This is a genomic window from Lentzea albida (assembly GCF_900111005.1).
GTDB classification, from domain to species: Bacteria; Actinomycetota; Actinomycetes; order Mycobacteriales; family Pseudonocardiaceae; genus Lentzea; species Lentzea albida.
Genome location: NZ_FOFV01000005.1, coordinates 1 through 26,747, shown reverse-complemented (window position 1 = coordinate 26,747; position 26,747 = coordinate 1). Strand labels below are relative to the sequence as shown.

The window sequence follows — 26,747 nt, the reverse complement described above, 5'->3', positions numbered from 1 at the left end:
CGGCCCCGCCTCTCGCCGGCGGACGAGGGGTGGGTTCGCCGCGCCCCGAACCCGCCGAACAGGACCACAAGGAACCGAACGGGTTTCCGGTCCGACCTCTGAAGCATGGAACGTCGAACCTTCATGCGCGCCTCCGCGTTGTCCCTGGGAATCACCGCGACCGGTTCCGCCCTCGCCTCGGCCTCGTCCCCGCTGCGGGTCCAGGTCCTGATGTTCGACGGCGTCGAGGAGCAGGACTTCGTCGCCCCCGTCGAGGTGTTCGGCCTCGCGGGCAAGCTCAGCAACGGCGCCATCCGCACCACCATGGTGTCGATGGACCGCCCTCGTACCGTCACCTGCACCTACGGCACCAAGGTCGACGTGCCGACGGGGTGGTCGCCCCGGGACGCGGACGTGCTCGTGGTGCCCGGCGGCGGGTACGCCGACACGAACGGCCCCGGCGTGCACCCGGTGATCCGCGACCAGGCGTTCCTGCGCCGGCTGGCCGGGGCGGAGGTGCTCAAGGCCGGCATCTGCACGGGCACGATGATCCTGTCCGCCGCCGGCGTCACCCGCGGCCGCAACGCGACCACGCACCACGCCGCCCAGGCCGACCTCGCCGCCCAGGGCACGACCGTGGTCAAGGCCCGCGTGGTCGACGACGGGGACCTGGTCACCGGCGGCGGTGTCACCTCGGGACTGGACGTGGCGCTGTGGCTGGTGGAGCGGTTCGCCGGCGCTCAGGTGGCGCAGCGGGCGGAGACGGTGCTGGAGTACGAACGCCGCGGCACGGTCTGGCGGCGCTAGGAACTCGATTCGCCACGGTTGTCGAAACGGGCGGCCCGCGTTCGTACAAGGGGTGAAAGGAGATCACGATGACGCAGAAGTACCTGCTCAGCATCTACCAGCCCGACGGCGACGCGCCGCCGCCCGAGGTCCTCGGGCCGATCATGGCGAACCTGGAAGCGCTGAACGAGGAGATGCGGGCGAAAGGCGCGTGGGTGTTCGCCGTCGGTCTGCACCCGCCGTCGACCGCGACCGTCCTCAAGGCCAAGGGCGACGACGTGCTGATGACCGACGGGCCGTTCACCGAGGGCAAGGAGCACATCGGCGGCTTCACGGTCATCCAGGCGGAGGACCTCGACGAGGCGCTCGAGTGGGGCCGCCGGCTCGCGGGCGTGCTCAGTCCGTTGTCGATCGAGGTCAGGCCGATCGCGGGCTGATGGTCGAGGAGGTCTTCCGGGCCGAGTACGGCCGTGCGGTGTCCGTCCTGACCCGCCTCCTCGGCGACATCGACCTCGCCGAGGAGGCGGTGCAGGACGCCTTCGCCACGGCCGTGCGGCGCTGGCCCGCCGAGGGCGTCCCGCCGTCGCCCGCGGGCTGGATCATCACGACCGCCCGCAACCGCGCGGTCGACAGGCTGCGCCGCGAGGCCAAGGGCCACGAGAAGCACGCGCAGGCCGAACTGCTGCGCCACGAACCGGAAGCGCGGGAGGTGGGGGACGTGGCCGACGACCGGCTGCGGCTGATCTTCACCTGCTGCCACCCGTCGCTCGGGACGCAGGCGCAGGTCGCGCTGACGCTGAAACTGCTCGGCGGCCTGACCACGGCGGAGATCGCCAGGGCGTTCCTGGTGCCGGAACCCACGATGGCGCAACGGATCGTGCGCGCGAAGGGCAAGATCCGCGCGGCCCGCATCCCGTACCGGGTGCCGCGCGACGCCGATCTCCCCGACCGGCTGAAGGCCGTGCTCGCCGTCGTCTACCTGATCTTCAACGAGGGCTGGCTCGACAGGGCCGACCTCGCGGACGAGGCGATCCGGCTCGGCCGGGTGCTCGCGGAGCTCATGCCGGACGAGCCCGAGGTGTGGGGCCTGCTCGCGTTGATGCTGCTCGTCGCGTCACGCCGGGACGCACGCCTGCGCGACGGCGGGATCGTCCTGTTGCAGGACCAGGACAGGTCGTTGTGGAACGCGGAGTTCGTGGCGGAGGGGCAGGAGCTGGTGCGCCGCTGCCTGCGCTGGAACCGGCCCGGTCCCTACCAGCTCCAGGCCGCGATCAACGCCGTGCACAGCGATCCGCCCACGGACTGGCACCAGGTCGTCGCGCTCTACGACCAGCTGGTGGCCATGACGCCGAGCCCGGTCGTGGCGCTGCACCGCGCCGTCGCGCTGGCCGAGACCGAAGGGCCGCGAGCGGCGCTGCGGGAGGTCGACGCGCTCGACCTCGACCGCTACCACCTGTTCCACGCCGTCCGGGCGGACCTGCTGCACCGGCTCGGCGAGGACCCGGCGGCAGCGCTGGAGGCCGCGCTCGACCGGGCCGAACACCCGGCGGAGCGCGACCTCCTGCGGGAACGACTAGGGCGTCTCGGCGGGCTTGCGGCGGCGGACCAGCAGGATCACGCCGACGACCACCACGAGCGCGACCAGCAGCCACACCCAGATCGGCACGCCACCTGACTCCTCGGCCGCGGCCGCCGGGGGAGCGGTCGACGTCGCCGCGCTCGTCGTGGTCGTCGTCGGGGCGGCGGCCGAGGAGGAGGTCTGCGCCGCGACGGTCATCGTGAACGTGAACTTGCCCGTGACGGTGTCGCCGTCGGCGGACTTGGCCGCCCAGTCGACGGTGTGCACGCCCGACTTCGCCGCGGACGCGTCGATCGTCGCCGTGATCGTGGAGTCGACGGCGTTCGCCTGGGTGACCGGCACCTTGGTGCCGTCCGCTCCCGTGATGGTGATCGCGTCACCGTCCGGCAGGCTGATCGACTCGCTGAACACCAGCTCGACGGTCTTGGGCGGGGCGTCCAGGGTCGCGCCGGAGGCCGGGTTGCTGCTCTTGAGCTCGGCGTGGGCCTGTGCGGGGACGACGAAGGCCGTCGCGGTCAGCAGGGCCAGCACGAGCGCGCTGAAGTAACGCGTCACTTGCGCAGCGTAGTGGCTGTGTCGATCAGTTCGGCAGACTCGTTTCGGACCGGACCAGCGCGGGGACGACCGCCAGACCCGTCGCGACCAGCGCGGCCGCGCCGGCGAGGAGCACCGGCGCGAGCGGCTCCACCTCGTGGAGCACCGCGCTCAGCACCGGTCCGCCGAGGAACGCCAGCCCGCTCACCGCCGTGACCAGTCCGGCCACCAGACCCTGGCGCCGCGATCCCACCCCCAGCGAGGCCGCCGCGCCGAACCCGGTGACCGCGAGGCCGACGCCCAGCGACACCACCAGGAACGCCAACGCCATGAGGGCGGTCGACGGTGCGAACGCCATGAGGGCGTACCCGGCCAGCGCGAGCGGCCCGCCGACCAGCAGCAGTCGGGCGGGGGACCACTTCAGCAACGGCACCAGCAGGCCCTGCGCCACGAGGAACCCGATGCCGGACGCGAACAGCAGGCTCTCGATGGAGCCGGGCCCGACACGGGTGTCGAGCCGGTCGGCGGCCAGGTACACGACGACGGCCTGCACCACCGCGAGCGACAGGTAGAGGAAGAAGCCGGCACCGAACGCGGGCACCACCTCCGCCGGGCGGAACCGCACCTGCTCCTGCGTCACGGTGGGAGGCTTCAGCGCGCTGAAGACGACGAACGCGGCCAGCAGCGCGAGCACGGGCGCCACGTACAGCGGCAACGCGAGCGACGCGACCGTGAGCGCCCCACCGAGGACCGGCCCGAGCAGCACCGCGACTCCCTGGGCCGCTCCGACGAAGCCGACGGCCCTGGTGCGCTCGGTCTCCCCGCTGGTCGAGAGGCCCGCGACGGCGAGCGCCCCGACGAGCACCGAGGCGAGGCCCGCGGAGAACAGCACGCTGCGGAACACCAGCACGAACGCGAACGCCACGTCACCGGTCAGCGTCTCGTCGGCGCCGGACGTCACCGCGACGGCGAAACCGGCCGACCCCACCACGCACAGGCCCAGGCCGACGAGCAGCACCGGACGCACGCCGACGGCGTCGACCAGCACTCCCCAGACCGGGCTCGCCACCGCGATCGTCACGGAGGCGATCGACAACACCAGTCCCAGCTGGGACGTGGTCAGGGAGAGCACGCTGACCACGGGAGCGCTCAGGGCGCTCAGCACCTGGTGCACCGAGTAGGCGACCAGCACGGCGGCCAGCACCGGCGGCAAGGATCTGGGCACGCGTTCCCCCTGGAGTTGCGGCGGAGCCGTGAGGGTAGAGGATCTCGATGAACGAAAGGGTTGGTTTGGCGTTCGATGCAACGGGGTAACCCGCGCCCGAACTGATCAACTGACCGAGGAGCGGTTTGGCTCGCGACCAGGCAGCCAGGACGGGCGAGGCGGCGGATCTGCCACTGGGCAGGCAAAGGCCGTCACTCGCAGCCGTCCGTCGTTGGGTGCGGCTGGAGCTGATGGGCGAGGACGCCGACGCGGTCGCTGACGTGCTGCTGGTGGTCAACGAACTGGTCAGCAACGCGTACCGGTACACGTCGGAACCGTCGTTCCTGCGCGTGGTCGTGGAAATCAAGAAGATCCGCGTCGAGATCGCACACGACGCCCGTGCCCACCCGCCGTTGCGCAAGGTGTCCCGCCCCCAGCGCGGGTACGGCCTGGTCCTGGTGGCCCGGTTGTCGGACCGGTGGGGCGTGGACAGGGCCCACGGCGGCACCGTGGTGTGGGCTGACCTGCCGAGGACGACGTGAGCGAAGTTCGCGAGGTTTCAACGTGCGCGCTCCGGGGTATGGAACCTCCTGCCCCGTACGAACGGGGCGCGGGGAGATGCTGATGGGTATTGCAGGACGGTCCAGCGAACGAGTGGACCTCGTCCTACCGGAAGGTGTCCTGCCGCTCGCGGACGTGCGGGCGGAGGTGCGCCGCCTGTTGAGAGGACTGCACGAGAACGTCGTGGTCGACGTGATGGTCGTGGCGACGGAGCTCGTGAGCAACGCCTACCACCACGCCGCCCCGCGGCGCAGTGCGCGCATCCTCCGCCTGCCCGAACGCGAGGTGGTGCGGGTCGAGGTCGACGACGGGACGCCCGGCAGGTTCCCGCAGTTGGGGCGGATCGGGTTCCTCGGCCGCCGCCAGCGCGGACTGCTGCTGGTCAACGGCCTGGCGCAGGTGTGGGGGCACAACCGGTTCCCCGACTCGAAGACCGTGTGGGCGGACGTCTCGTCCGTCAGGTGAGGGTCTGGACGACGTAGGCGGTGGCTTCGGCGACGAGCGCCTCGTCGTACTCGGCGTCCGCGGACGCCTTGCTCGACATGATCGCGATCAGCAGCGGCTCGCCTGAAGGCGGCCACACGATCGCGATGTCGTTGACGGTGCCGTACGAGCCGGTACCCGTCTTGCTCGCGACCCTGCTGCCCTCCGGCACCCCCGCCCGGACGCGCTTGGCGCCGGTGACCGAGCGTTCCAGCAGGTCCACGAGGAAGTCCCGCTTCGGCGGCTCCAGGGCGTCGCCCAGCACGAGCCGCCGGTAGTCCGTGCCGAGCGAGCGCGGGGTGGCGGTGTCGCGCGGGTCGCCGGGAACGGCCGAGGTGAGGTCCGGCTCGATCCGGTCGACCCTGGTCTCGGTGTCGCCGAGTTCGCGCAGGTAACCGGTGAGCGCCGCGGGGCCGCCGGCCTCGCGCAGCAGCAGGTTGCCCGCCGTGCCGTCGCTGTACCGGACGGCGGCGTCGCACAGGTCGCGCAGCTTCATGCCCGTCCGGACGTGCTGCCTGGTGATCGCCGAGCTCTTCATCAGCTCGGCCTCGGTGTAGGTGACGACGGTGTCCAGGTGCGCCATCGGGTTGCGGTGCAGCACCGCGGCCGCGGCCAGGCCCTTGAACGTCGAGCAGAACGCGAACCGCTCGTCGGCCCGGTGCTCGACCGTCCCCCTGCCGCCCGTCGCGAAGACGCCCAGCCGTGCGTCGAACTTCTTCTCGAGGTCGACCAACGCGTCGTGCCGCACGGGCGCGGCGCTGGTGGTCGTCGGGCTGACCGGTCGCACGGGCTCGGTCACCTGCGGTGCGGCGCAGCCGGCGAGGGGGAGCAGGGCCAGGGTCTTCAGGACTGCGCGTCGATCGGCCACCCGTTCAGCCTATTAGGCTGGCCGGATGAAGGTTCTGTCCATCCAGTCCGTCGTCGCCCACGGCCACGTCGGGAACTCCGCGGCCGTCTTCCCGCTGCAGCGCATCGGGGTCGAGGTCGTCCCGATCCCCACGGTGGCGTTCTCCAACCACACCGGGTACGGCGCCTGGCGCGGGCCGCTCCTCCCGCCGTCCGACGTCGCCGAGATCCTGCTCGGGGTCGAGGAGCGCGGGGTGTTCCCCCAGGTCGACGCCGTGCTGTCCGGCTACCAGGGCGGGGCGGGCATCGCCGACGTGATCATCGACGCGGTGCGCAGGGTGAAGGCCGCGAACCCGGCGGCGGTCTACGCGTGCGACCCGGTGATGGGCAACGCCAAGTCCGGCTGCTTCGTCGCCCCCGAGATCCCCGTGCTGCTGCGCGACAAGGTCGTGCCGGTCGCCGACATCATCACGCCGAACCAGTTCGAGCTCGGGTTCCTCACCGGCACCGAGCCGGCGAGCATCGAGTCCACCCTCGTGTCGGCCGACCTCGCGCGGGACATGGGCCCGTCGACCGTGCTCGTCACGAGCGTCGAGCGGCCGGACCGCGAGGAGGGCACGATCGAGATGCTCGTCGTGGCCGACGCCGGCGCGTGGGTCGTGAGCACCCCGCACCTGCCGTTCAAGGCGAACGGGTCCGGCGACGTCACGGCGGCGCTGTTCACCGCCCACTACGTGCAGACGAAGGACGCGGCGGTGGCGCTGGAGCGCACGGCGTCGAGCGTCTTCGACCTGATCGACCTCACCTACCGCTCCGGTGAGCGCGAGCTGCGGCTCGTGCAGGCCCAGGAGTTCTACGCCTCGCCGCGGATGCAGTTCAAGGCCGAGCAGGTGCGCTGACGATGCCGTCAGGTCTGGCCGCGTGACCCGGCCAGACCTTGTGGCCGCCGTGATCGGGTGCCAGGTTGGAGGGTGACGTACCAGCTGGTGCTCTCGGTGGGGAGATCACGGATGCGGCGGACAACGGTGTTCGGGCTGCTGGCGGTGTGCGGGCTGCTGGCGGGATGTCTGGGGCGGACGCAGGGCGGTGATCAGGCGCGCAACGCCGACGCCAAGGAGATCACGCTGACGATCGTCGCCAACTCGGCGGTCGGCGGGAAGAACGCGCGGGGCGCGAACTGGATCCAGAACTGGGTGATCCCGAAGTTCACCGAGCTGCAGAAGGCCAAAGGCGTCACCGCGACCATCAGGTTCGAGCAGAACGGCGCCGGCGACGAGGACTTCAAGACCAAGGTCGCGCTCGACCTCAAGACCGGTGGTGGCGGCGACGTCATCGAGGTCGACGGCATCTGGCTCGGCGAGTTCGCGCAGGCCGGGCAGGTCAAGCCGCTCGCCGACGTCGTCGGGAACACCGACTGGGACGGCTGGGACCAGATCCCGAAGGCCGTGCAGGGACTCGGCGAGTTCGACGGCAAGCGCTACGGCGTCCCGATGGGCACCGACGGGCGCGTGCTGTTCTTCAACAAGAAGCTGTTCGCGCAGGCCGGGCTGCCCGCGGACTGGCAACCTCGCAGCTGGCAGGACGTCCTCGACGCGGGCGTGAAGCTCAAGGCGCTGCCCGGCGTCACGCCGGTCCAGCTCAACGCGGGCAGCGCGATGGGCGAGGCCACCACCATGCAGGGCGTGCTGCCCGCGCTCGTCGGCACCGGCAGGCCGATCTACGACAACGGGAAGTGGCAAGGGGATTCCGCGCAGCTGAAGGACGTTCTGGGGTTGTACCAGAAGGTCTACGGCGGCGGGCTCGGCGATCCCGTGCTGCAGCAGGAGGCCAAGGGCCGCGACCGGTCGTTCCAGCTGTTCAGCGAGAACAGGATCGGCATCCTGCTGGAGAGCGACTACTTCTGGCGTTCCGTGGTGGAGCCGAAGAACGGCGTGGCGAAGATGGCCGACCGCGACGCCGCCGTCGGGTGGGCGCTGATCCCGGCGAAGCAGTCCGGGGCCGGGGTGGGCGGGCAGGACTTCGTCAGCATGTCGGGCGGGGGCGTGCGGGTGATCAACCCGAACACGCAGTACCCGAAGCAGGCCTGGGAGTTCCTGCAGTTCCTGAACTCAGCCGAGGCCGTCAAGGAGTCGCTGGCGGGCACGGCGCAGCTCACGCAACGGCAGGACGTCAACGACGAGGTCCTCAAAGGCGATCCGATGCTGACGTTCATCGCGGAGAAGGTCCTCCCGATCACCCGGTACCGGCCGGGGCTCGCCGACTACCCCAAGGTCTCGGCGGCGTTGCAGCAGGCGACGGCGGACGTCGTGGCGGGCAGGAGCCCGGACGATGTCGCCACGGCCTACCGCGCGGCGCTGGTGAAGGCCGTCGGCGAGGGCAACGTTGGATAGCTCCGGGCTGGGCGTCCGGCGCGCGGTCGGCTTCGTCGCGCCCGCACTCCTGCTCATCGGCGTGTTCCTGGTCTTCCCGGCGCTGTGGACGCTCTACATCGGCATCACGAACTACCAGCTGACCGGGCCCGCCGCGGCCGACCCGCAGGTCGTCGGGCTCGACAACGTCGTGGAGGCCGTGCGCGACCCGTTGTTCACGAACTCGTTGTGGCTCACCGCGTTGTTCGTGCTCGGGTCGGCGGTGATCGGCCAGAACCTGCTCGGGTTCGGACTGGCGTGGCTGCTGCGCACGGTGCGGCCCGGCCTGCGGCGGACCGTCGAGGGGCTCGTGCTGCTCTCGTGGATCCTGCCGGGCACGGTCGTGGCCTACCTGTGGTTCGCGGTGCTGAGCCGCGACACCGGCACGCTGGGCATGCTGCTCGGCTCGCCGCAGACCGCGTGGCTGGTGCAGTACCCGATGACGAGCCTGATCATCTTCAACGTCTGGCGCGGCACGGCGTTCTCGATGCTGCTCTACACCTCGGCGCTGGCCGCCGTGCCGCCGTCGCAGCTCGAGACCGCGCGGCTGATGGGCGCCTCGGGGTGGCAGACCGTGCGGGACGTGGTGTTCCCGCACATCCGCGGGCACGTCCTGACGAACACGCTGCTGATCAGCCTGTGGACGGCCAACGACTTCACGCCGTTCCTGCTGACCGCCGGCGGGCCCAACCACCGGTCCGAGGTGCTGCCCGTGCTGATCTACCGGCAGGCCCTGGAAGGCGGGCAGCTCGGCTACGCGTCCGCGATGTCGATGCTGTTGCTGGTGGGCAACCTCGCCATCGCCCTGGTGTACCTGCGCCTTCTGCGGAGGCGAGCGTGAGTCCACTGTGGATCGTGCGGCGAATCGGCTTCTACGTGCTGGTCACGCTCGTGCTGGCGTTCTTCGCGGTGCCGATGCTGTGGCTCGCCTCCGCGCCGTTCGACTCGAAACCCGGGCTGGGACTGCGGTGGCCGGACTGGACCTTCCGCAACGTCGTGGCGACGTTCGAGCACCCGTACGCGCTGACGTCGTTGGTGAACTCGTTGTTGCTGTGCGTCCTTGCGACGGTCGTGACGACAGTGCTGGCCGCGTTGGCGGCGTACGCGTTGTCCCGAGTGCGGATTCCCGGTCGGGACCTGCTCCTGTACCTGCTGTTGCTCCTCTCGTCGGTCGTCACGGGCACGGCCGCGATGGTGCCGATCTTCGTGATGATGCTCCAGCTCGGGCTGATCAACTCGCAGTTCGGGACGGCGCTGGTGATCGCGGGCGGCATGTTGCCCGCGGCCATCTTCATCCTGAAGGACTTCATGGACGCCGTGCCCCGGTCGTACGAGGAGTCGGCGCGGGTGTTCGGGGCCTCACCCCGCCAGGTGCTGAGCCACGTCGTGCTGCCGGTCGCGCGGCCCGGTGTCGCGACGATCTTCGTGTGGGCGTTCGTCAACGCGTGGGGCAACTTCCTGCTGCCGTTCCTGCTGCTGCGCGATGTCGGCCAGCAGCCCGCGGCCGTGCTGCTGCGCACCCTGTACGACGAGGGCGGCAGCGCCAACCTGACGGTGATCCCGGTGTTCTCGCTGCTGTACTCGATCCCGGTGGTCGTGCTGTACCTGTTCGTGAACAAGCGGTACGGGTTCCGATTCCACGGAGGCATCAAGAGCTGATGGCGGGCATCACTGTCGAGGGTCTGTCCACCGTGTACCCGAACGGCGTGCGGGCCGTGGACGAGCTGGACCTCGAGATCGCCGACGGCGAGCTGTTCGCCCTGCTCGGCCCGTCCGGCTGCGGCAAGACCACGTTGCTGCGCACGATCGCGGGCCTCGAGGCGGCCACCGGCGGCGCGGTGCACATCGGTTCTCGTGACGTGACGCGGTTTCAGCCCGGCGACCGGCGGGTGGCGATGGTGTTCCAGGACTACGCGTTGTTCCCGCACATGACGGTGTCGGAGAACATCGCCTACCCGCTGCGGGTGCGGGGCGCCGCGAAGTCCGTGCAGCAGGAGACGGCCGCACGGACCGCCGCCGGGCTGAGCCTGGGGGAGTTGCTCGACCGGCGGCCCGGTCAGCTCTCGGGTGGTCAGCAGCAACGGGCGGCGCTCGCCCGTGCGGTCGCGGCGTCGGCCGAGGTGCTGCTGCTGGACGAACCGCTGTCCAACCTGGACGCACGACTCCGGCTGGAGGCCAGGACCTTCCTGAAGAAGCTGCAACGGGAGCTGGCGCTGACGACCGTGTTCGTCACGCACGACCAGGCCGAGGCGCTGGCGCTGGCCGACCGGATCGCGGTGATGGACGCGGGACGGATCCGGCAGCTCGGCACCCCGCGCGAGGTGTTCCAGCGGCCCGCGGACACGTTCGTCGCGAACTTCATCGGCTCCACGCCCATGAACCTGGTCCCGCGCGGCGCGGAGATCATCGGCGTGCGGCCGGAGTACCTGACGCCCGCCGCCGAGGGGTTGTTCACCGGTTCGGTGTCCATTGTGGAGAACCTCGGCGTGACGTCACTGGTGACGCTCGACTGCGGTGACGACCAGATCGGCTACGTCGTGCCCGAGGACGACGAACCCGCCATCGGCGCCACCGTGACGGTGGACGCCCCGCCCGCACGCGTTCTGCGGTACGACAAGGAGACCGGCCTACTCGTGAGGTGACGATGTTCCAGACCGACGGCTACGAGACGCACCCCGGCGTGCTGGCCCCGGCGAAGTTCGAGGCGCTGGCAGCGCACTTCGAGGCGAAGCTGGCGGCCCTGCCGGCGGGGCAGCGGCCCGAGCACATGGACGTGCCGCACCTGACCGACCCGGCGCTGTTCGAGTGGCTGCTGGACCCCGGCGTGCTGGACCTGGTCGAGTCGCTGATCGGGCCGGACATCGCGTTGTTCTCGTCGCACTTCATCTGCAAGCCCGCCGGCGACGGCAAACCCGTGCCCTGGCACCAGGACGCGCACTTCTGGCGCGACACCATCTCGCCCGCCTCGGAGGCGATCACGGTGTGGCTCGCGATCGACCCGTCGACCGCCGAGAACGGCTGCCTGCGCGTGATCCCGGGCAGCCACCACGCGGCCGTCGAGCACACCGGCACCGCGGACTCGTTCTTCAACCAGGAGACGGCGGTCGACGAGTCCCGTGCCGTCGACGTGGAACTGGAACGCGGGGCGTGCAGCGTGCACTCGGCGATGCTCGTGCACGGGTCACCGCCGAACCGCAGCACGCTGCGCCGCTGCGGTTACACCATGCGGTACATGCCGACGACCGTCCGGTTCCTGAAGTCCGGCGGCCACCGGATCTACCTCGCCCGCGGCCGCGACCGCGCGGGCAACACCTACAGCCCCGTCGGCACGTGACGTTCCGGAACTAATGGCTGCTAATGAAAAATCGATTCAGTCGTCTCTTGTGATCCTTCACCTTGACCGCTGTGAGGACCGGACATAGCGTACTGGAAAGCGCTTTCCGACCTCAGGGAGCCCGATGGACAAGGTTCGGACGGACCCGTGGCGCGGCCTGGTCGAGCGGTCGTGGCGCCCTGCCGCACTGCTCGCCGCGTGCCTCGCGGTCTGGCACCTCATCACCGCGACCGGCCTGGTCGAGGCCTACCTCGTGCCGTCGCCGGCCAAGACCTTCGGCCTGCTCGCCGACAAGTGGTCCTACCTGTGGGGTCACACGTGGGTGACCACCTACGAGACGGTCCTCGGCTTCGTGATCGCGGGCGTTCTCGGCGTGCTCGTGGCCGTCGCGATGGTCTACTCGCGGACGGTCGAGAGCACGGCCTACCCGATCCTGCTGTTCGCGCAGGTCATCCCGAAGATCGCCATCGCGCCGCTGTTCGTGGTGTGGCTCGGTTTCGGCTTCGAGCCGAAGGTGGTCGTGGCCGTGCTGATGGCGTTCTTCCCGGTCGTGATCTCCACGGTCACGGGCCTGAAGTCCGTCGACACCGAGATGCTCGAACTCGCGGCGACGATGGGCGGCGGCCCGGTCAAGACGTTCGTGAAGATCCGCTTCCCGGCCGCGCTGCCGCACCTGTTCGCGGGCCTGAAGGTCGCGGTCACGCTCGCCGTCACCGGTGCCGTGGTCGGTGAGTTCGTCGGCTCCAACGAGGGCCTCGGGTACGTGATCCTGCAGGCCAACGGCAACATGGACACCCCGATGCTGTTCGCGGGCCTGATCGTCATCTCCGTCGTGGGCGTCCTGCTCTTCCTCCTGCTCGACCTCGCCGAAAAGCTGCTGCTGCCGTGGCACGCCAGCAGGCGCGGCGCCGCCGTCACCACCCTTCTCGCGAAAGGCTGACGATGAAGAAGCTGCTCGCTGGTCTCGTCCCCGCGTTGCTGGTGCTCGCCGCCTGCGGCGGGGGCGGCGGCACGACGTCGGGGTCCGGCGGTGAGGCCCAAGAGGTCACGCTGACCCTCAACTGGTACCCGTACGGCGAGCACGCGCCGTTCTACTACGGGGTCAAGCAGGGCATCTACTCCCGCCACGGCATCAACCTCAAGATCCAGGCGGGTCAGGGCTCCGGCAAGACCGTCACGGCGACCGGCGCCGGCCAGACCGACTTCGGCTGGGCGGACACGTCGGCCCTCGCCACGGCCGTCGAGCAGGGCGTCCCGGCCAAGAGCATCGGGGTGTACCTGCAGACCACCCCGGCGTCCGTGCAGTTCTTCACCGACAAGAACATCACCAGGCCGTCCGACCTCAAGGGCAAGTCCGTCGCCACGACCGCGGGCGACGCGCTGACGAAGACGTTCCCGGCCTTCCTGAAGCAGAACGGCCTGCAGGAGTCCGACGTCTCGATCCAGAACATCGACCCGGCGGGCAAGATGGCCGCGGTCATCTCGAACCGCACCGACGTGCTGCTCGGCTTCGCGTCCGACCAGGGCCCGACCATCAAGGAGAAGGCGGGCAAGGACGTCGGCTACCTCCGGTTCTCCGAGTTCGGCTTGAACTACTTCAGCAACGGCTTGCTCACCTCGAAGTCCATGCTGCAGAAGAACCCCGAGCTCGTGAAGAAGATGGTCGCGGCCACCCAGGAGGCCTGGGCGGAGGCCGAGAAGGCACCGGAGGCGGCGGCCGAGTCGATGAAGGGCGCCGCCGAGCAGCTGCCGTCACCGACCGTCGTGCTGGAGCAGTTCAAGACGACGCTGACGCTGCTGCACACCGAAGCCACCAAGGGCAAGGCGCCGGGCGTCAACTCCGTGGAGGACTGGAAGAAGACGATCGAGACCTTCCAGCAGACCGGCATCATCAAAGAGGCGTCCGAGCCTTCCGCGTACTGGGAAGAAAGCGTGGCACCACAGGGATGAGCGCAACCTTGGAAATGGCCGCCTCCGTGGCGATCGACGACGTCTCCGTGCGCTTCCGCTCGAAGCGCGCGGAGGTGACCGCGATCCAGCAGGTCTCGCTGGACGTCGCGCCGGGTGAGTTCGTGTCCATCGTCGGCCCCTCCGGCTGCGGCAAGTCGACGTTGCTGAAACTCGTCTCCGGCCTCCTGAAACCGTCGTCGGGCACGGTGACGCTGCTGGGCTCCGAGGTCCGCGGCCCACGCCACGACATCGGTTTCGTGTTCCAGCGAGCCGCGCTGCTGGAGTGGCGGTCCGCCCGCCGGAACATCCTGCTGCAGGCGGAGATGCGCGGCATGAACAGCGCCGAGGCGGCGCGCCGGGCCGACGAGCTCATCGAGATGACGGGCCTGTCCGGCTTCGAGAACGCCCTGCCGCACGAGCTGTCCGGCGGCATGCAGCAACGCGTGGCGCTGTGCCGTGCCCTGCTGCACCAACCGCGCGTGCTGCTGATGGACGAGCCCTTCGGCGCGCTGGACGCGTTGACGCGCGAGCAGATGAACGTCGAGCTGCACCGGGTGTGGCGGGAGACCGGCACGACGGTGCTGCTGGTGACGCACTCGATCGCGGAGTCGGTGTACCTCGCCAACCGGGTCATCGTGCTGACACAACGGCCCGCGGTGGTGCACGAGGTGATCGAGGTGGACCTGCCTGGGGTGCGGGACTACACCGCGACGATGGCCCGGCCGGAGTTCGCTTCGGCCACGGCGCGGATCCGGGACCTGTTGGGGGCGGCTACGGGGCAGGAGTGAGAGGGGGCGGGTGAGGGGTGCGGCCGCCGCAGGCGGGCGGTGGCGAGGTGCGGCGCCGCCGCTGCCAGGCATGGCTGGAGAGCATGCGTCCCGCCGTGACGCGCCACCACGCGGCGCGTGGCTGCCGTGACCCGCCGCCAGCATCACTAAGCGGCGCAACGCGTTCGCGGCAGACCTCCTGCCCGTGCCGCCGCAAGGTCGCACGCCGCACCTCCCTCCAGCCCGTTCCGGGGGTTGTAACACCACTATTAGCTGGGTAGCGTCCGAACTCCGCCGTGTTGGAAAGCGCTTTCCGTCGCCGTGCCCGCGTACACGGCCTGGCCCACAGGGTGGTGGGGATGTACCGACGCCTTTCCCGTCTAGCCGTCACAACCCTCGTGCTCTCCTCGCTGTTCGCACCCATCGCGTCGGCGCAAGCGGACGTGCCGATCGCCGACCCGCTGCCGACCCCCGGCCCGTCCGGCCTCGGCCTGGAGCTGACCGAGGTGGCGCAGCTGCCTAAGTCCCAGCCGGTCCCGCCGCCGACCGACACCAGACTGGTGCGGTACAACAGGATCAACTACCTCGGCGAGCTGCCGGACGGTTCCGGCCGCCTGTTCGTGCCCGACATGAACGGCAAGCTCTACCTGCTGGAGAACGGGGTCCAGCACGCGTTCCTCGACCTGGGCGCGGCGGTCGGGCCCGACTTCCACACGCACCGCGGTCTCGGCAGCGGATTCGGGTTCGCCGCGTTCCACCCCGACTTCCGGCGCAACGGCAAGTTCTACACCGTGCACACCGAGACCGGCGCCGCGCTCACGACGAAGAAGCCGGATTTGCCGTCACCGAGCAACACACAGGTGCACGGGGTGATCACCGAGTGGACCGCTGACGACCCGCGTGCGGACGTCTTCGCGGGCACGCGGCGCGAGTTGCTCAGGGTGGGCTTCGGGTCGTTCATCCACGGGTTCCAGGAGATCGGCTTCAACCCGACGGCACGTCCGTGGGACGAGGACCACCACCTGCTCTACGTCGCGTCCGGCGATGGCGGCACCGGGTTCTCGACCACCGAGCCGCAGAACCTCGGGCTCCCGCAGGGCAAGATCCTGCGCATCGACCCCGCCGGCACCAACGGGGTGAACGGCCGGTACGGCGTTCCGGCGAAGAACCCGTTCGTGCGGAACCCGGGGGCGCTGGGGGAGATCTACGCGTACGGCATGCGCGACCCGTACCGCTTCAGCTGGGACCCGGTGACGCGCCGGATGTTCCTGGGGCACATCGGCGAGAAGGCCGTGGACTCGGTGTACGAGGTCCGCAAGGGCGCCAACCTCGGTTGGAGCGAGCGCGAGGGGATCTGGGAGTACCGGCGCGGCGACCCGTCGTGCGGGGTGTTCCCGCTGCCCGCCGACGACGCGAAGTACGGCTTCACCTACCCGGTGACGGCGTTCGACCACAACCGGCTGTCCACCCAGCAGCCCTGTGCGGACAGCGGCAACGCGTTGATGGGCGGCTTCGTCTACCGCGGCTCGAAGATCCCTTCGTTGCGGGGCAAGTACATCTACGGCGAGGGCGTCAAGGGGCTGCTCTACTTGGCTGACGAACGCGAGATGCGCGCCGGGCAGCCGATGGCCGTCTCCCGCGAGCTGATGGTGTACGCCGGTGGCGAGCTCACGACGATGAAGGCGTTGGTCGGCGATCCGAACCGCGTCGACCTGCGCTTCGGCCAGGACGCCGAGGGTGAGCTGTACGTGCTGGCCAAGGCGAACGGGAAGGTCTGGAAGGTGACGGGCGCCCGCGCGTTCGCCTCCTGCCGCACCGGCCACGACCTCGTCACGGGAACGGGCAACGCGAGTGCGTGGCAGCCGGTGACCCCGGAACTGTGGCAGTTCCCCGGTCGCGAGGTCGTGCTCGCCGAACCCGGCGTCGCCCGCCCCGGCCCGCGCCGCCCGTTCGAGTACGCCGTGCTGAGGAAGGGACCGGCGTTCGGCTCGGTGCAGGTGGACGCCTCGGTGCGGCTCGACACGCCCGTCGCGGAGTCCAACCGGGACGTGATCATCGTGTTCGGGTACCGCTCCGACACCGAGTTCTACTACGCGCACCTCTCGTCGGACAACAAGATCTACCCGCACAACGGGATCTTCGTCGTGAACAACGCCGACCGGCTGCGCCTCGACCACCAGTGGGACGCCGTGCGTTCCGTCGGCGCACCTCCGGCCGTCACCGACACGGCGTGGCATCGCGTGCGGGTCAGGCATTGCACCGACAGCGGGGAGATCGCCGTGTATGTCGACGGGTCGCAGCATCCGCTGATGACGGCTGTGGACAGGACGTTCGCGTCGGGACGCGTCGGCTTCGGTTCGTTCGACAACATCGGCAGGCTACGAGACCTGCGCGTGCAGGGCGGGGCGATCCGATGAGGGCGGCGGTTCTCGGAGTGACCGCGGCGTTCGTCCTCGGTCTCGCCGCACCGGCTCAGGCGGCGTTCGGCCCGGTGCTGCCGTCGTTGTCGCGCAACCTGGTGTCCTACTACGACTTCGAACACCCGGTGCGCGGCAACAGGGTCCTGGAACAGGACAGGGGCCGCTCGGGAACGCCGCTGCACCTGATCAACGGTGGCGCGGACATGCGCGTGCGCGACGGCGTGTCGAGCCGAACCTCGTTGCAGCTCAAGCAGATCAACCCCGAGACAGCCGGCAACGACGACTGGAAGGCAGGCCTCTACAGCGAGACCGGCGTGCCGACGCTCAGGGCGTTCAACGGCGCACGCGAGGCGTCGATCCTGGGCTGGGTGAAGATGACGGGCCAGAACCCCGCCCCGAACTCGGCCACCGCCGACCCGTCCGACCTCTACAACGCCATCGGCCTGGCGGGCGTCCTCACCGGCGACTCCAACGGCCACGCGGTGCGCGCACTGCTGGAGCTGATCCAGGTCGACGGTGAACTGAAGCTAGTGGCCCTGGCGCGCAGACTCGACGGCGGCGCCTCGCAGACCTTCGCGGCCGCGGAGGACTGGCAGAAGCTGTTGCCGCAGAACGAGTGGGTGCACCTCGCGGCCACGTTCGACTTCGACACCGGCACGATGGCGTTGTACCGCAACGGAAAGCCGCTCGCGGGCCGGTCTGTCACGGCGGGCGACCCGTGGCAGCTCGAAGGCGAGCCGGAGCCCGACCTGGCGACGGCGACCGACCCGCGCGGCTACAAGATCGGCGGCAGCTACCCGCAGAACACCCGCGAGGGCAACGCCTGCAACTGCCGGATGGACGGCCTGATGTTCCTGGACCGGGCTGCCCATCCGCGAGAGGTGGAGCTCCAGTACCGCTGGATGCGCTAGTCGAACACCGTCACGCCCTGGGCGGCCGGCTGCATCGTCCCGACCTTGGCCTCGCTCACCTTGAGCTTGGTCAGGTCGGCGATCGGCTGGCCGTCCGTGCCGATGAACGTCACCTTCGCCGGCGTCAGACCGGGCAGTTCGACGGTCATCTCGTTGATGGCGAACGAGTTCGTGTCGTCGTCCACGTCGAGCTGCACCCCGGCGAACGCGGTCTGGCCGGGCTGCAGCGTGATCGACGGCCCCTCGCCCGGCACCAGCTTCTGCTCGACCGGGATGTTCGCGGGCTCGTTCGCGGGGTTGGTGAAGGTGAGCTTCGGCCAGCCCTGGAAGGTGATGGGCGCGCCGCTCTGGTTCGTCGTGGCGAGCAGGCCCAGACCGGGCTTGCCCTGCATGGTCAGTTCGGCCTTCACCGCCGCCTGCTGCTTGTCGGAGGCCGAGGCGGCGGTGGAGGACGCCGGGGTGGACGTGGCCGAGCCGGTTGTGGACGCAGCCTGACCCTGGGGCGCGGAGTTCGACGTTCCGCAGGCCGTGGCGCCGACCGCGAGGACGGCGGCGAGGATCGTGAGACGCATGCGTGGACCCCTTACCGGTGGTTCGTGTTGATCTCCATCGAATAACCGGGGTCAGGGGCCCCGCAAACCGGTTCCGCCCGATCGGGTGTCAGAGCGTGGCGAGCTTCACCGCCTTCGCCATCGCCTCGAAGCCCTTGTCACCGGGGTGCAGGTGGTCGCCCTCGTCGTAGTCCGGCCTGATCCGCTGCGGGTCCGCCGGGTCGCGGATGACCTGGTCGAAGTCGACCACGGCGTCGAAGTCGCGGCTCGTGCGGATGAACGCGTTCACGCTCTGGCGGACCTGCTCCAGCTCCTCGGTGTAGCTGTTCCAGCCCTTGAACGGCGTGATCGTCGCGCCGACCACCCGCAGGCCGCGGTCGTGCGACCGGGCGGCGATCTGCTGCAGCGCCGCGATGATCTTGGCCGGGTCGGTCTGGTGCGGAGTCTGCTGGATGTCGTTGATGCCCTCGAACACGATCACCGTCCGGACGCCGGACTGGGTGAGCACGTCGCGGTTCAGCCTGGCCTGGGCGTTGACGCCGGCCCCGCCGCCGTCGAGCAGGAGGCGGTTGCCGCTGATGCCCGCGTTCAGCACTCCCAGGCGCGTGTTCACGCGGTCGGCGAGCTGGTCGGGCCAGCGCAGGTTCGCCCCGAAGGTCGAGTTCGCGCCGTCGGTGATCGAGTCGCCGAGCGCGACCACGCTGCCCTGCAGGGTCGAGCTGCGCACGTCGACGCCCGAGACGTAGTGCCAGTTCGTGGTGCGTTCGCGGAACGCCAGGGCGGACTCGTCGGTCGTGTGGTTTCCCTCGCGGGTGAAGTACGAGTTCTGCATGGTCAGGTCGTGGTGGGTGACCGGGCCGCCGGGTTCGGGCGTGTAGACGCTCACGAGCAGGTCGGAGTCGGCGGGCACGGTCAGCGCCACGCCGTCGCTGATCACGTCGGCGCCGGCCGGGGCGGTGATGGCCTGCGAGCCGCCGAACGTCAGCGTGCGCACGGTGCCGGGCAGCGCGAGAGGCGTGTCCGGACCGGCCGCGCGGGCGACCGTGACCTGGCCGAACAGCACCGGTGTGCGGCCGAAGGCGTTGGACAGGCGGACGCGGACCTCCTTGCCGCCCGCGCTGACGTGCACGATGTTGCGGATCGTGTAGTTCACGTAGCCGTTGTCCGTGCCGGGTACGGCCGAGGAGGGTGCGGCCGCCCACGTGCCGACCCATCTGGGCGGTGCGGCCTGCGCGGGAGGGGCCACGGCCACGAGCAACGCCACTGCCAGCAGAAAGCGCGTCATGACTTCGACCCTGGCAGCGCTCTCACACGTCCGGTATCCCCCGATCTTCGGTTCTATGCTGGCGGGCGTGTGGAACGGGGCCGAGTACCAGCGCAGGTTCGATTCGCTCGCCGAGTCCGGGATGGACGTGCACGGGGAGGCGACGTTCGTGCGCGCCTTCGAGCCGGCGTCCGTGCTGGACGCCGGGTGCGGCACCGGACGGGTCGGCATCGAGCTCGCCCGGCACGGCATCGAGGTGGTCGGGGCCGATCTCGACGAGTCGATGCTGGCGTACGCGTGCGAGCAGGCGCCGGACATCACGTGGGTGCGCTCGGACCTGGCGGAGCTGGACCTGGGGCGGACGTTCGACGTCGTGGTGATGGCGGGCAACGTGCCGCTGTTCACGCCGCCGGGTACACAGGGCGCGCTCGTCGCGGGCGTCGCGAGGCACGTCGGGAACGTTCTGGTCGCCGGGTTCAGCCTGAACCGGGGCTACACCGTCGAGCAGTACGACGCGCACTGCGCGGACGCCGGGCTCACGCTGGTCGAACGCTTCGCGACGTGGGACCGCAAGCCGTTCGAGGGCGGCGACTACGCGGTCACCGTGAGCCGGTACGCCTGAGCCGCCGCCTCGACGAAGTCGCGGGTGAGCGGGTCGTCCCCGGTCCACGCGATCACGACGGGGCTCGGCGCCATGTCGCTCAACGGCACGACCACGAGCTCACCCAAGTCGTGGCCGAGCGGGGCCAGGCCGACGGAACCGTTCCACAGCACGGACTGCACGCACTCCTGGACCGCGCGGACGGTCGGGCCGGTGCGCGGTCGCCCGCCGTTCCAGTAGTTCCGCCAGACCTCGTCGGTGCCGTCCGGGAACTGGAACCAGTCGCGGTCCTCCAGGTCACCGGTGGTGATCCGGTCCCTGGCGGCGAGCGGGTCGTCACGCCGCAGCACCGCGCCGACCGGGTCCCGGCGCACCACCAGGGTCCTCAGGCCGGTCTCGTCGAACGGTCCGCGCGTCAGGGCGACGTCGACCTGGCCGGTGCGCAGCCCGCAGGTGGGATCGGTCAGGTCGGTCTCGCGGACGCGGATCTCGACGTCCGGGTGCCGGCGCCGGAACGCCTCGGCCAGCCCGGCGGCGTGGTCGCCGAGCATGCCGACGGTGATGGTGGTGCGCGCGAGCTTGGCGCGGATGCGGTCGGCGTGCTCCAGCAACGCCTTCGCCTCGGCCAGCAGGACGCGGCCCGCTTCGGTGAGCGTGACGCCGGCGGGGGAGCGGTGCAGCAGCGTGGCACCCAGGTCGTTCTCGAGGTGCTTGATCGCCCGGCTCAGCGGCGGCTGGCTCAGGTGCAGGCGCTGTGCCGCGCGGCCGAAGTGCAGCTCCTCGGCGACAGCGACGAAGTAGCGCAGGGTCCGCAGCTCCATGACCAGGCACGATACTCGCGCGGTATCGGGCGTGCGCAGACGGTCTTGGACGCGCCACCCGTCCCGCCGGTGGAGTGGGGGCATGAACCTCCCCGACCCCGTGGTCCACACGTCCGGTGCCGTCGAAGTCGCGCCGGACGTCCTGGTGATCCCCAACGAGCACGTCGGCCTGGTGCCCAACATCGGGATCATCGGCGGCACCGAGGCCGTCCTCGTCGTGGACACCGGCCTCGGCCACACCAACGCCTCCGCCGTGCGCGCGTTCGCCGAGGAGGTGGCCCGCGGACGCCGGGTCCACCTGACGACGACGCACTTCCACCCCGAGCACGCGTTCGGCGCGTCCGTGTTCGAGCACTACGTGGTGAACCGCGCGCAGGCGGAGGACCTGCGCCGCAAGGGATCCGGCTACCTGGAGATGTTCCGCGGCTTCGGCGGGGCGGTGGCGCAACGGCTGGCGGACGTCGAGGTGCCGGTGCCCGACGAGGTGGCCGACGGCGTCCACGCGCTCGACCTCGGCGGCCGCACGGTGGTGCTGCGGCCGACCGGGCGCGGGCACACGCTGGGCGACCAGGTGGTCGAGGTGCCGGACGCCGGCGTGCTGTTCACCGGCGACCTGGCCGAGACCGGGCAGTTCGCGATCTTCCCGTGGTTCCCGCCGCACGACACCGACGTCTCCGGCCTCGCGTGGATCGCCGTGCTGGACGGGTTGATCGCCCGCGAACCCCGTGTTGTCGTGCCGGGCCACGGATCGGTGGGTGGGGTGGAGGTGGTGCGCGGCGTTCGGGACTACCTGGGGGAGCTGCGGGACGAGACTTGGCGCCGGCGCGACTCCGCTGCGGGGCTGGAGGAGATCGTGGCCGAGGTGCGGGCGGTGCTGGTGGAGCGGCATCCGGAGTGGACGGGGCGGGAGTGGATCGAGCCCGGGGTCGGGTGTCTGTGCGCTGAGCAGCCTCCATTCGATGGTGTCCTCGATAGCTTCAGTGTTGACTAAAGGTAGCCGTCGCCGAGCCGCTCGCGGATGAGCTTCTTCGGCACGCACAGAGCCCAAGCGCCGCAGACGAGCTCGGTCATCTCCTCCACGTCCAGCTCGGCCATCGAGGCGTGCACCCACTGGAAGCGCATGTCGGACTGGCCGGGGAGCGCGAACTTGACGGGATCGCTCGCCACGAGTGCCTCCCGTTCCTCGCGCGGGTAGCCGAAGCCCAGCACGGTCTCGTCACGGGAGAGGGCGGCGTAGACGATCTGGCCCACGCGGAACTTCACGCGGTCGCGGATGAGGTGTTCGGTGGTGCGCGGCAGCGTCAGTGCGACGGCGCGGATGTCGGCGACGGTGACCATCGGACAATCCTGCCGCACGCACTTCGAAGGCGGAGTCGTTTCAGGCAAATTCGGCAAATCGTCGTGAATCGGACATTGGTGATCGAGAACGCTTTCGTTCTTCAATGGCGAGGTCGTCTCAATTCGAATTTGCATGCTCAACGAACGCTGTCGAAATCCGCTTTTCGCAAGTGAGTTGCAAGAGCTTGACCTGCATCGACGCACTTCCAGGTGCTGAATCAGTTCCGTCTGGTCCAGTTCGGTGTCGCGGGAATATTTCCGACCTATGAGAGCGCGACCACACTCCACTTCCCCATTTCACCCGATCGGGTGAAAAGTGACCTCATGAACATCAAGCGGTCACTTCCGGCTGTTCTTCCGCTCGTGCTCACCGCCGCGTTCTTCGCGGGTGGCCCTGCCGAGTCGGCGACGCCGAAGCAAAGTCCCGTCAACGTCACGCCGGGCGCGATCCGGCTCGACCCCCACGCGCCGAAGCTCGACGTGTCCTACGGGCACTCCGCCCTGGAGTTGAAGTACATCCGCAAGGACACGGCCGACGACAACGGCTGCTCGATCCGCAACCACGAGGAGACGGAGGAGGCGGAGGTCGAACCGGGTGCGGGTCACGTCACGGTGGCCGGCACGAGATACGACCTGGTGCAGTTCCACTTCCACACGCCCTCCGAGCACCAGTTCGGCGGCCGCAACACGCCGCTCGAGATGCACCTCGTGCACCGCAGCGCCGCCGGCAAGTTACTGGTGGTCGGCGTCCCGCTGGTCGTCGGTTCGCACTCGGTCGTGGACGACGTGCTGGCCAGGCTCTCGCCGGAGTGCGGTGCGCCGGTCGACATCGCGCCGATCGACCTCAACCGCCTGCTGCCGTCGGGCCACCACACGCTGCACTACATCGGCTCGCTGACGACCGCGCCGTTCACCGAGGGCGTCGAGTGGTACCTCACCGGTGAGCAGCACGTGACGGCCGCGACCATCGCGCGCTTCAAGGGTCTGTTCACCACGGGCAACGCCCGTGCGACGCAGCCGCTCAACGGGCGCACGTTCGTGGAGGTCCCGCGCATCTGAGGTCGTCCCGAGGCGAAGGCCGGTCCCGGCGCTGGGGCCGGCCTTCTTCGCGTCTCCCGGCGGCGTGACGGGCTTCACCGATTCACAAGTCGCATGCAATTGCCCGCGTGTGCAACTATTGCCCACGCGGACAACCTACGACTTCAAGGACTGTGTGACATGCCTGTCGCTCTGCTCGCCCTCGCGATCAGCGCCTTCGCCATCGGCACGACCGAGTTCGTGATCATGGGTCTGCTGCCCGAGGTGGCGGCTGACCTGGGCGTCTCGATCCCGGGCGCGGGACTGCTGATCTCCGGGTACGCGCTCGGCGTCGTGATCGGCGCGCCGCTGCTGACCGTGCTCGGCGGACGCCTGCCCCGCAAGAAGATGCTGCTCGGGCTGATGGTGCTGTTCATCGCGGGCAACCTCGTCTCCGCGCTCGCGGACACCTACGGCGTGCTGATGAGCGGACGCGTCATCGCGGCGCTCGCGCACGGCGCGTTCTTCGGCGTCGGCTCGGTCGTCGCCGCTGACCTCGTTGCGCCGCAACGCAGGGCGAGCGCCATCGCGTTGATGTTCACCGGTCTGACCGTGGCGAACGTGCTGGGCGTGCCGATGGGCACGGCACTGGGGCAGGCCCTCGGGTGGCGTTCGACGTTCTGGGCGGTGACCGCTCTGGGCGTGATCGGCCTGCTCGGCATCGTGTTCCTGGTGCCGAAGCAGGAGGCGCAGCCCGGCAACCTGCGCGGCGAACTCGCCGTGTTCCGCAACCCGCAGGTGTGGCTCGCGCTGCTGATGACCGCGTTCGGCTTCGCGGGCGTCTTCGCGTCGTTCACCTACATCGCGCCGATGATGACCGAGGTCGCGGGCTTCTCGTCCGGTGCCGTGACGTGGCTGCTGGTGCTGTTCGGCGTGGGTCTGTTCGCGGGCAACCTGCTCGGCGGCAGGGCGGCGGACCGGTCGGTGATGAAGAGCATCGTGGTCATCCTGATCTCGCTGGCCGCCGTGCTGACGGCGTTCGTGTTCACCGCGCACTCGCCCGTGCTCGCCGCCGTCACGATCGTGCTGTTCGGCGCGGCCGGGTTCGCCACCGTGCCGCCGTTGCAGATGCGGGTCATGCAGACCGCGGAGGGCGCGCCCGCGCTGGCGAGCGCGGCCAACATCGCGGCGTTCAACCTCGGCAACGCGGGTGGTGCGTGGCTCGGCGGTCTCGCGATCGAGCGGGGCCTCGGCTACACCTCGCCGAACTGGATCGGGGCGCTGCTCGCGGTCGGTGGCCTGGTGGTCGCGGCCGTGTCGGTATTCCTCGACCGGCGTGTGAGCATCGGCACCGGTCCGGAGTCTTCTGAAGCGCGTCAGAAGGACCGTAAAGTGGTTCCAGTAGCTAACTAGTCCTGCTACTACCAGCCATGGGGAAGCCTTGAACACCACCCGCGCCATGACCGCTCTCGCGCTCGGCGGGTTCGGCATCGGTACGACCGAGTTCGCGACGATGGGGCTGCTGCCCCAGATCGCGGAGACCTTCGGCATCCCCGACTACGAGGCCGGCCACGCGATCAGCCTCTACGCCGCCGGTGTCGTCGTCGGCGCGCCGCTGATCGCCGTGCTCGGCGCCAAGCTTCCGCGCAAGGGCATGCTGATCGGCCTGATGCTCGCGGTCGCCCTCGGCAACGGCCTGTCGGCCGCGGCCCAGGACAAGACGTTGCTGCTCATCGCGCGGTTCGTCGCCGGACTGCCGCACGGCGCGTTCTTCGGCATCGCGGCCGTCGTCGCCGCCGCGCTCGTCGCTCCCGAACGGCGAGGCACGGCCGTTGCGCGCGTGATGGTCGGTCTGACCGTGGCGAACCTCGTCGGCGTGCCGCTCGCCACGGCCGCGGGCCAGCAGATCGGCTGGCGCACGGCGTACCTGGCGGTCGCGGTGATCGCCGTGATCACCGCGCTGGCCATCGCGGCGTGGGTGCCGAGGGTCCCGAAAGCCGAGGGCGCGTCGATGAAGGGCGAGGTCCGCGCGTTCGGCCGCCCGACGGTCTGGTTCGCGATCTTCACCGGCATGATCGGCTTCGGCGGCATGTTCGCCGTCTACTCCTACGTCGCCCCGCTCACGACCGAGGTCGGCGGCCTGCCGGCGAGCGTCGTCCCGTGGGTGCTGGCGGTGTTCGGCCTCGGCATGACGCTCGGCGCGACGTTCGGCGGCCGGTTCGTCGACCGCTCGGTGACCGGCTCGGTGTTCGGCGGGCTGATCGCCGTCTGCGTGATCCTGGTGCTCTTCGGCCTCACCGCGACCATCCCGGTGTTCCTGTTCGCGTTCCTGTTCCTGCTGGGCTTCACCATCCAGATCCTCGCGGCGGCCCTGCAGATCAGGCTGATGGACGCCTCCCCGGACGCCCCGTCGCTCGCGGCGTCGTCGAACCACTCGTCGCTCAACGTCGCGAACGGCGCGGGCGCGTGGCTCGGCGGTCTCGCGATCGCCGCGGGCTGGGGCTACACCTCGACGGCGTGGGTCGGCGTGGCGTTGTCGCTGGCCGGCCTCGCCATCGCGGTGGCGTCGGTGTTCTACGAACGGCGCGCTTTGACGCGCGAGACCACGAACCAGACGATGGCGATGGCCAGCGCGGCCAGCACCACCATGGAGACCCAGCCCAGGTAGCGGTCGACGAGCTCGTAGTTCTCCCCGAGCGCGTACCCGGCGAGGATCAGCGCGGTGTTCCACACCAGGCTGCCCGCCGCCGTGTAGAGCGTGAACTTCACGACCGGCATCCCGGACACCCCGGCCGGGATGGAGATCAGGCTCCGCACGACCGGCACCATCCGCCCGATGAACACGGCCTTGTTGCCGTGCTCGTCGAACCACGCGTCGGACTTGTCCACATCGGACACCGTGACGAACGGGATCCTGTCGGCGACCTTGCGCAACCGCTCCAGCCCGAGCCACGCGCCCAGCCCGTACAGCACCAGGGCGCCGACGACGGACCCGGCCGTGGTCCAGATGATCGCGGCGATCAGCGAGATCTTGCCCTGGCCCGCCGTGAACCCGGCCAGGGGGAGGATCACCTCGCTCGGCACCGGCGGGAACACGTTCTCCAGGGCGACCGCCAGGCCCGCGCCGGGGGAGCCCAGCGCCTCCATGAGCTGCGTGATCCATTCCATGGTCGTCGAATTACCCGTTTTGCCCGTCCGGCACTCCTGCTGCTCTGCTGGGGCGAGTCGGCCACGTGTGTTGGGGCAGGTCGGTCGCGTGTGCTGAGGTGGGGCGGCCGCGTGTGTTGGGTGACGGTCGGCCGTGTCCGCTGGCACAGCTCGCCCGCCACCGCCACCGCCGCCACCGCCGCCGCCACCGCCACCGCCGCCGCCGCCGCCACCGCCGCCACCGCC

Annotated in this window: 29 protein-coding genes; 21 read left to right on the top strand and 8 right to left on the bottom strand. The window is 70.1% G+C overall.

What is annotated here, in order from left to right:
* Positions 1–105 precede the first annotated feature (105 nt).
* The 3 genes from BMY74_RS14640 to BMY74_RS14630 all read left to right on the top strand — a co-directional run bounded on the left by BMY74_RS14640 (position 106) and on the right by BMY74_RS14630 (position 2,440).
* Positions 106–786 carry a DJ-1/PfpI family protein gene (locus BMY74_RS14640; protein ID WP_089915886.1) on the top strand — a complete coding sequence of 227 codons (681 nt, stop codon included), beginning with the start codon at positions 106–108 and terminating at the stop codon, positions 784–786.
* 68 nt (positions 787–854) lie between these two features.
* On the top strand, positions 855–1,202 hold the full coding sequence (locus BMY74_RS14635) for a YciI family protein (protein WP_089915883.1): 348 nt from the start codon (positions 855–857) through the stop codon (positions 1,200–1,202).
* Positions 1,202–2,440, top strand: a complete 1,239-nt coding sequence (locus BMY74_RS14630) for an RNA polymerase sigma factor (RefSeq protein ID WP_089915880.1) — start codon at positions 1,202–1,204, stop codon at positions 2,438–2,440. Before BMY74_RS14635 ends, BMY74_RS14630 begins: the two co-directional genes overlap by 1 nt.
* Here the strand turns inward: BMY74_RS14630 and BMY74_RS14625 are convergent.
* Both BMY74_RS14625 and BMY74_RS14620 read right to left on the bottom strand, forming a co-directional pair.
* A complete protein-coding gene (locus BMY74_RS14625; RefSeq protein ID WP_089915877.1) occupies positions 2,339–2,899 on the bottom strand; it encodes a copper resistance CopC family protein in 561 nt (186 codons plus the stop codon). The genes BMY74_RS14630 and BMY74_RS14625 overlap by 102 nt on opposite strands.
* Before the next feature lie 25 nt (positions 2,900–2,924).
* The gene (locus BMY74_RS14620) at positions 2,925–4,103 is read right to left on the bottom strand and encodes an MFS transporter (protein WP_177229742.1); all 1,179 of its coding nucleotides are present in this window, start codon (positions 4,101–4,103) and stop codon (positions 2,925–2,927) included.
* Positions 4,104–4,228: 125 nt separating this feature from the next.
* On the opposite strand from BMY74_RS14620, the gene BMY74_RS14615 reads away from it, so the two are divergent.
* Both BMY74_RS14615 and BMY74_RS14610 read left to right on the top strand, forming a co-directional pair.
* Positions 4,229–4,624: an ATP-binding protein gene (locus tag BMY74_RS14615; RefSeq protein ID WP_281244979.1), complete on the top strand. Its 396-nt coding sequence runs from the start codon at positions 4,229–4,231 to the stop codon at positions 4,622–4,624.
* A gap of 82 nt (positions 4,625–4,706) precedes the next feature.
* The gene (locus BMY74_RS14610; RefSeq protein WP_143091570.1) at positions 4,707–5,108 is read left to right on the top strand and encodes an ATP-binding protein; all 402 of its coding nucleotides are present in this window, start codon (positions 4,707–4,709) and stop codon (positions 5,106–5,108) included.
* Here the strand turns inward: BMY74_RS14610 and bla are convergent.
* A complete protein-coding gene (gene bla / locus BMY74_RS14605) occupies positions 5,101–5,994 on the bottom strand; it encodes a class A beta-lactamase (RefSeq protein WP_089915865.1) in 894 nt (297 codons plus the stop codon). The genes BMY74_RS14610 and bla overlap by 8 nt on opposite strands.
* Before the next feature lie 25 nt (positions 5,995–6,019).
* On the opposite strand from bla, the gene pdxY reads away from it, so the two are divergent.
* The 11 genes from pdxY to BMY74_RS14550 all read left to right on the top strand — a co-directional run bounded on the left by pdxY (position 6,020) and on the right by BMY74_RS14550 (position 17,762).
* A complete protein-coding gene (gene pdxY / locus BMY74_RS14600; RefSeq protein ID WP_089915862.1) occupies positions 6,020–6,871 on the top strand; it encodes a pyridoxal kinase PdxY in 852 nt (283 codons plus the stop codon).
* A 111-nt stretch (positions 6,872–6,982) separates the two neighbouring features.
* A complete protein-coding gene (locus BMY74_RS14595) occupies positions 6,983–8,362 on the top strand; it encodes an extracellular solute-binding protein (protein WP_089916829.1) in 1,380 nt (459 codons plus the stop codon).
* Complete coding sequence (locus tag BMY74_RS14590; protein ID WP_089915859.1) at positions 8,355–9,221, top strand: carbohydrate ABC transporter permease; 867 nt, start codon at positions 8,355–8,357, stop codon at positions 9,219–9,221. Before BMY74_RS14595 ends, BMY74_RS14590 begins: the two co-directional genes overlap by 8 nt.
* The gene (locus BMY74_RS14585; protein WP_089915856.1) at positions 9,218–10,039 is read left to right on the top strand and encodes a carbohydrate ABC transporter permease; all 822 of its coding nucleotides are present in this window, start codon (positions 9,218–9,220) and stop codon (positions 10,037–10,039) included. The genes BMY74_RS14590 and BMY74_RS14585 overlap by 4 nt, the downstream gene beginning before the upstream one ends.
* Positions 10,039–11,022, top strand: coding sequence for an ABC transporter ATP-binding protein (locus tag BMY74_RS14580; protein ID WP_089915853.1), 984 nt, complete (start codon positions 10,039–10,041; stop codon positions 11,020–11,022). Before BMY74_RS14585 ends, BMY74_RS14580 begins: the two co-directional genes overlap by 1 nt.
* A 2-nt stretch (positions 11,023–11,024) precedes the next feature.
* A complete protein-coding gene (locus BMY74_RS14575; protein WP_143091569.1) occupies positions 11,025–11,714 on the top strand; it encodes a phytanoyl-CoA dioxygenase family protein in 690 nt (229 codons plus the stop codon).
* Between the two features lie 124 nt (positions 11,715–11,838).
* Complete coding sequence (locus tag BMY74_RS14570; RefSeq protein ID WP_089915847.1) at positions 11,839–12,654, top strand: ABC transporter permease; 816 nt, start codon at positions 11,839–11,841, stop codon at positions 12,652–12,654.
* A gap of 2 nt (positions 12,655–12,656) precedes the next feature.
* On the top strand, positions 12,657–13,664 hold the full coding sequence (locus tag BMY74_RS14565; protein WP_218159623.1) for an ABC transporter substrate-binding protein: 1,008 nt from the start codon (positions 12,657–12,659) through the stop codon (positions 13,662–13,664).
* A complete protein-coding gene (locus BMY74_RS14560) occupies positions 13,661–14,452 on the top strand; it encodes an ABC transporter ATP-binding protein (RefSeq protein ID WP_089915844.1) in 792 nt (263 codons plus the stop codon). The genes BMY74_RS14565 and BMY74_RS14560 overlap by 4 nt, the downstream gene beginning before the upstream one ends.
* A gap of 338 nt (positions 14,453–14,790) precedes the next feature.
* Positions 14,791–16,848: a PQQ-dependent sugar dehydrogenase gene (locus tag BMY74_RS14555; protein WP_089915841.1), complete on the top strand. Its 2,058-nt coding sequence runs from the start codon at positions 14,791–14,793 to the stop codon at positions 16,846–16,848.
* Positions 16,845–17,762 (top strand): LamG-like jellyroll fold domain-containing protein, encoded by a 918-nt coding sequence (locus BMY74_RS14550; RefSeq protein WP_089915838.1) that lies wholly within the window; start codon positions 16,845–16,847, stop codon positions 17,760–17,762. Before BMY74_RS14555 ends, BMY74_RS14550 begins: the two co-directional genes overlap by 4 nt.
* Here BMY74_RS14550 and BMY74_RS14545 read toward each other — a convergent pair.
* Together BMY74_RS14545 and BMY74_RS14540 are read right to left on the bottom strand one after the other, a co-directional pair.
* Entirely contained in the window at positions 17,759–18,334 is a 576-nt protein-coding gene (locus BMY74_RS14545; RefSeq protein ID WP_089915835.1) for a DUF4232 domain-containing protein, read from the bottom strand. The genes BMY74_RS14550 and BMY74_RS14545 overlap by 4 nt on opposite strands.
* An 88-nt stretch (positions 18,335–18,422) precedes the next feature.
* Complete coding sequence (locus BMY74_RS14540) at positions 18,423–19,598, bottom strand: SGNH/GDSL hydrolase family protein (RefSeq protein WP_089915833.1); 1,176 nt, start codon at positions 19,596–19,598, stop codon at positions 18,423–18,425.
* On the opposite strand from BMY74_RS14540, the gene BMY74_RS14535 reads away from it, so the two are divergent.
* On the top strand, positions 19,597–20,199 hold the full coding sequence (locus BMY74_RS14535; RefSeq protein ID WP_245786120.1) for a class I SAM-dependent DNA methyltransferase: 603 nt from the start codon (positions 19,597–19,599) through the stop codon (positions 20,197–20,199). The genes BMY74_RS14540 and BMY74_RS14535 overlap by 2 nt on opposite strands.
* Here the strand turns inward: BMY74_RS14535 and BMY74_RS14530 are convergent.
* Positions 20,169–20,999, bottom strand: a complete 831-nt coding sequence (locus BMY74_RS14530; protein ID WP_089915829.1) for a LysR family transcriptional regulator — start codon at positions 20,997–20,999, stop codon at positions 20,169–20,171. The genes BMY74_RS14535 and BMY74_RS14530 overlap by 31 nt on opposite strands.
* An 82-nt stretch (positions 21,000–21,081) precedes the next feature.
* Here BMY74_RS14530 and BMY74_RS14525 point away from each other — a divergent pair, with 82 nt between their 5' ends.
* On the top strand, positions 21,082–21,990 hold the full coding sequence (locus BMY74_RS14525) for an MBL fold metallo-hydrolase (protein WP_089915826.1): 909 nt from the start codon (positions 21,082–21,084) through the stop codon (positions 21,988–21,990).
* Here BMY74_RS14525 and BMY74_RS14520 read toward each other — a convergent pair.
* Positions 21,987–22,337 carry an MmcQ/YjbR family DNA-binding protein gene (locus BMY74_RS14520; protein WP_089915824.1) on the bottom strand — a complete coding sequence of 117 codons (351 nt, stop codon included), beginning with the start codon at positions 22,335–22,337 and terminating at the stop codon, positions 21,987–21,989. The two genes, BMY74_RS14525 and BMY74_RS14520, sit on opposite strands and share 4 nt — an antisense overlap.
* A 324-nt stretch (positions 22,338–22,661) precedes the next feature.
* Here BMY74_RS14520 and BMY74_RS14515 point away from each other — a divergent pair, with 324 nt between their 5' ends.
* From BMY74_RS14515 to BMY74_RS14505, 3 genes are all read left to right on the top strand, one after another.
* Positions 22,662–23,396 carry a carbonic anhydrase family protein gene (locus tag BMY74_RS14515; RefSeq protein ID WP_089915821.1) on the top strand — a complete coding sequence of 245 codons (735 nt, stop codon included), beginning with the start codon at positions 22,662–22,664 and terminating at the stop codon, positions 23,394–23,396.
* A 159-nt stretch (positions 23,397–23,555) separates the two neighbouring features.
* Complete coding sequence (locus tag BMY74_RS14510) at positions 23,556–24,767, top strand: MFS transporter (RefSeq protein WP_089915818.1); 1,212 nt, start codon at positions 23,556–23,558, stop codon at positions 24,765–24,767.
* 46 nt (positions 24,768–24,813) lie between these two features.
* Entirely contained in the window at positions 24,814–26,022 is a 1,209-nt protein-coding gene (locus tag BMY74_RS14505; protein WP_089915815.1) for an MFS transporter, read from the top strand.
* Here BMY74_RS14505 and BMY74_RS14500 read toward each other — a convergent pair.
* Entirely contained in the window at positions 25,929–26,522 is a 594-nt protein-coding gene (locus BMY74_RS14500) for a DedA family protein (RefSeq protein WP_089915812.1), read from the bottom strand. The genes BMY74_RS14505 and BMY74_RS14500 overlap by 94 nt on opposite strands.
* Positions 26,523–26,747: the final 225 nt, after the last annotated feature.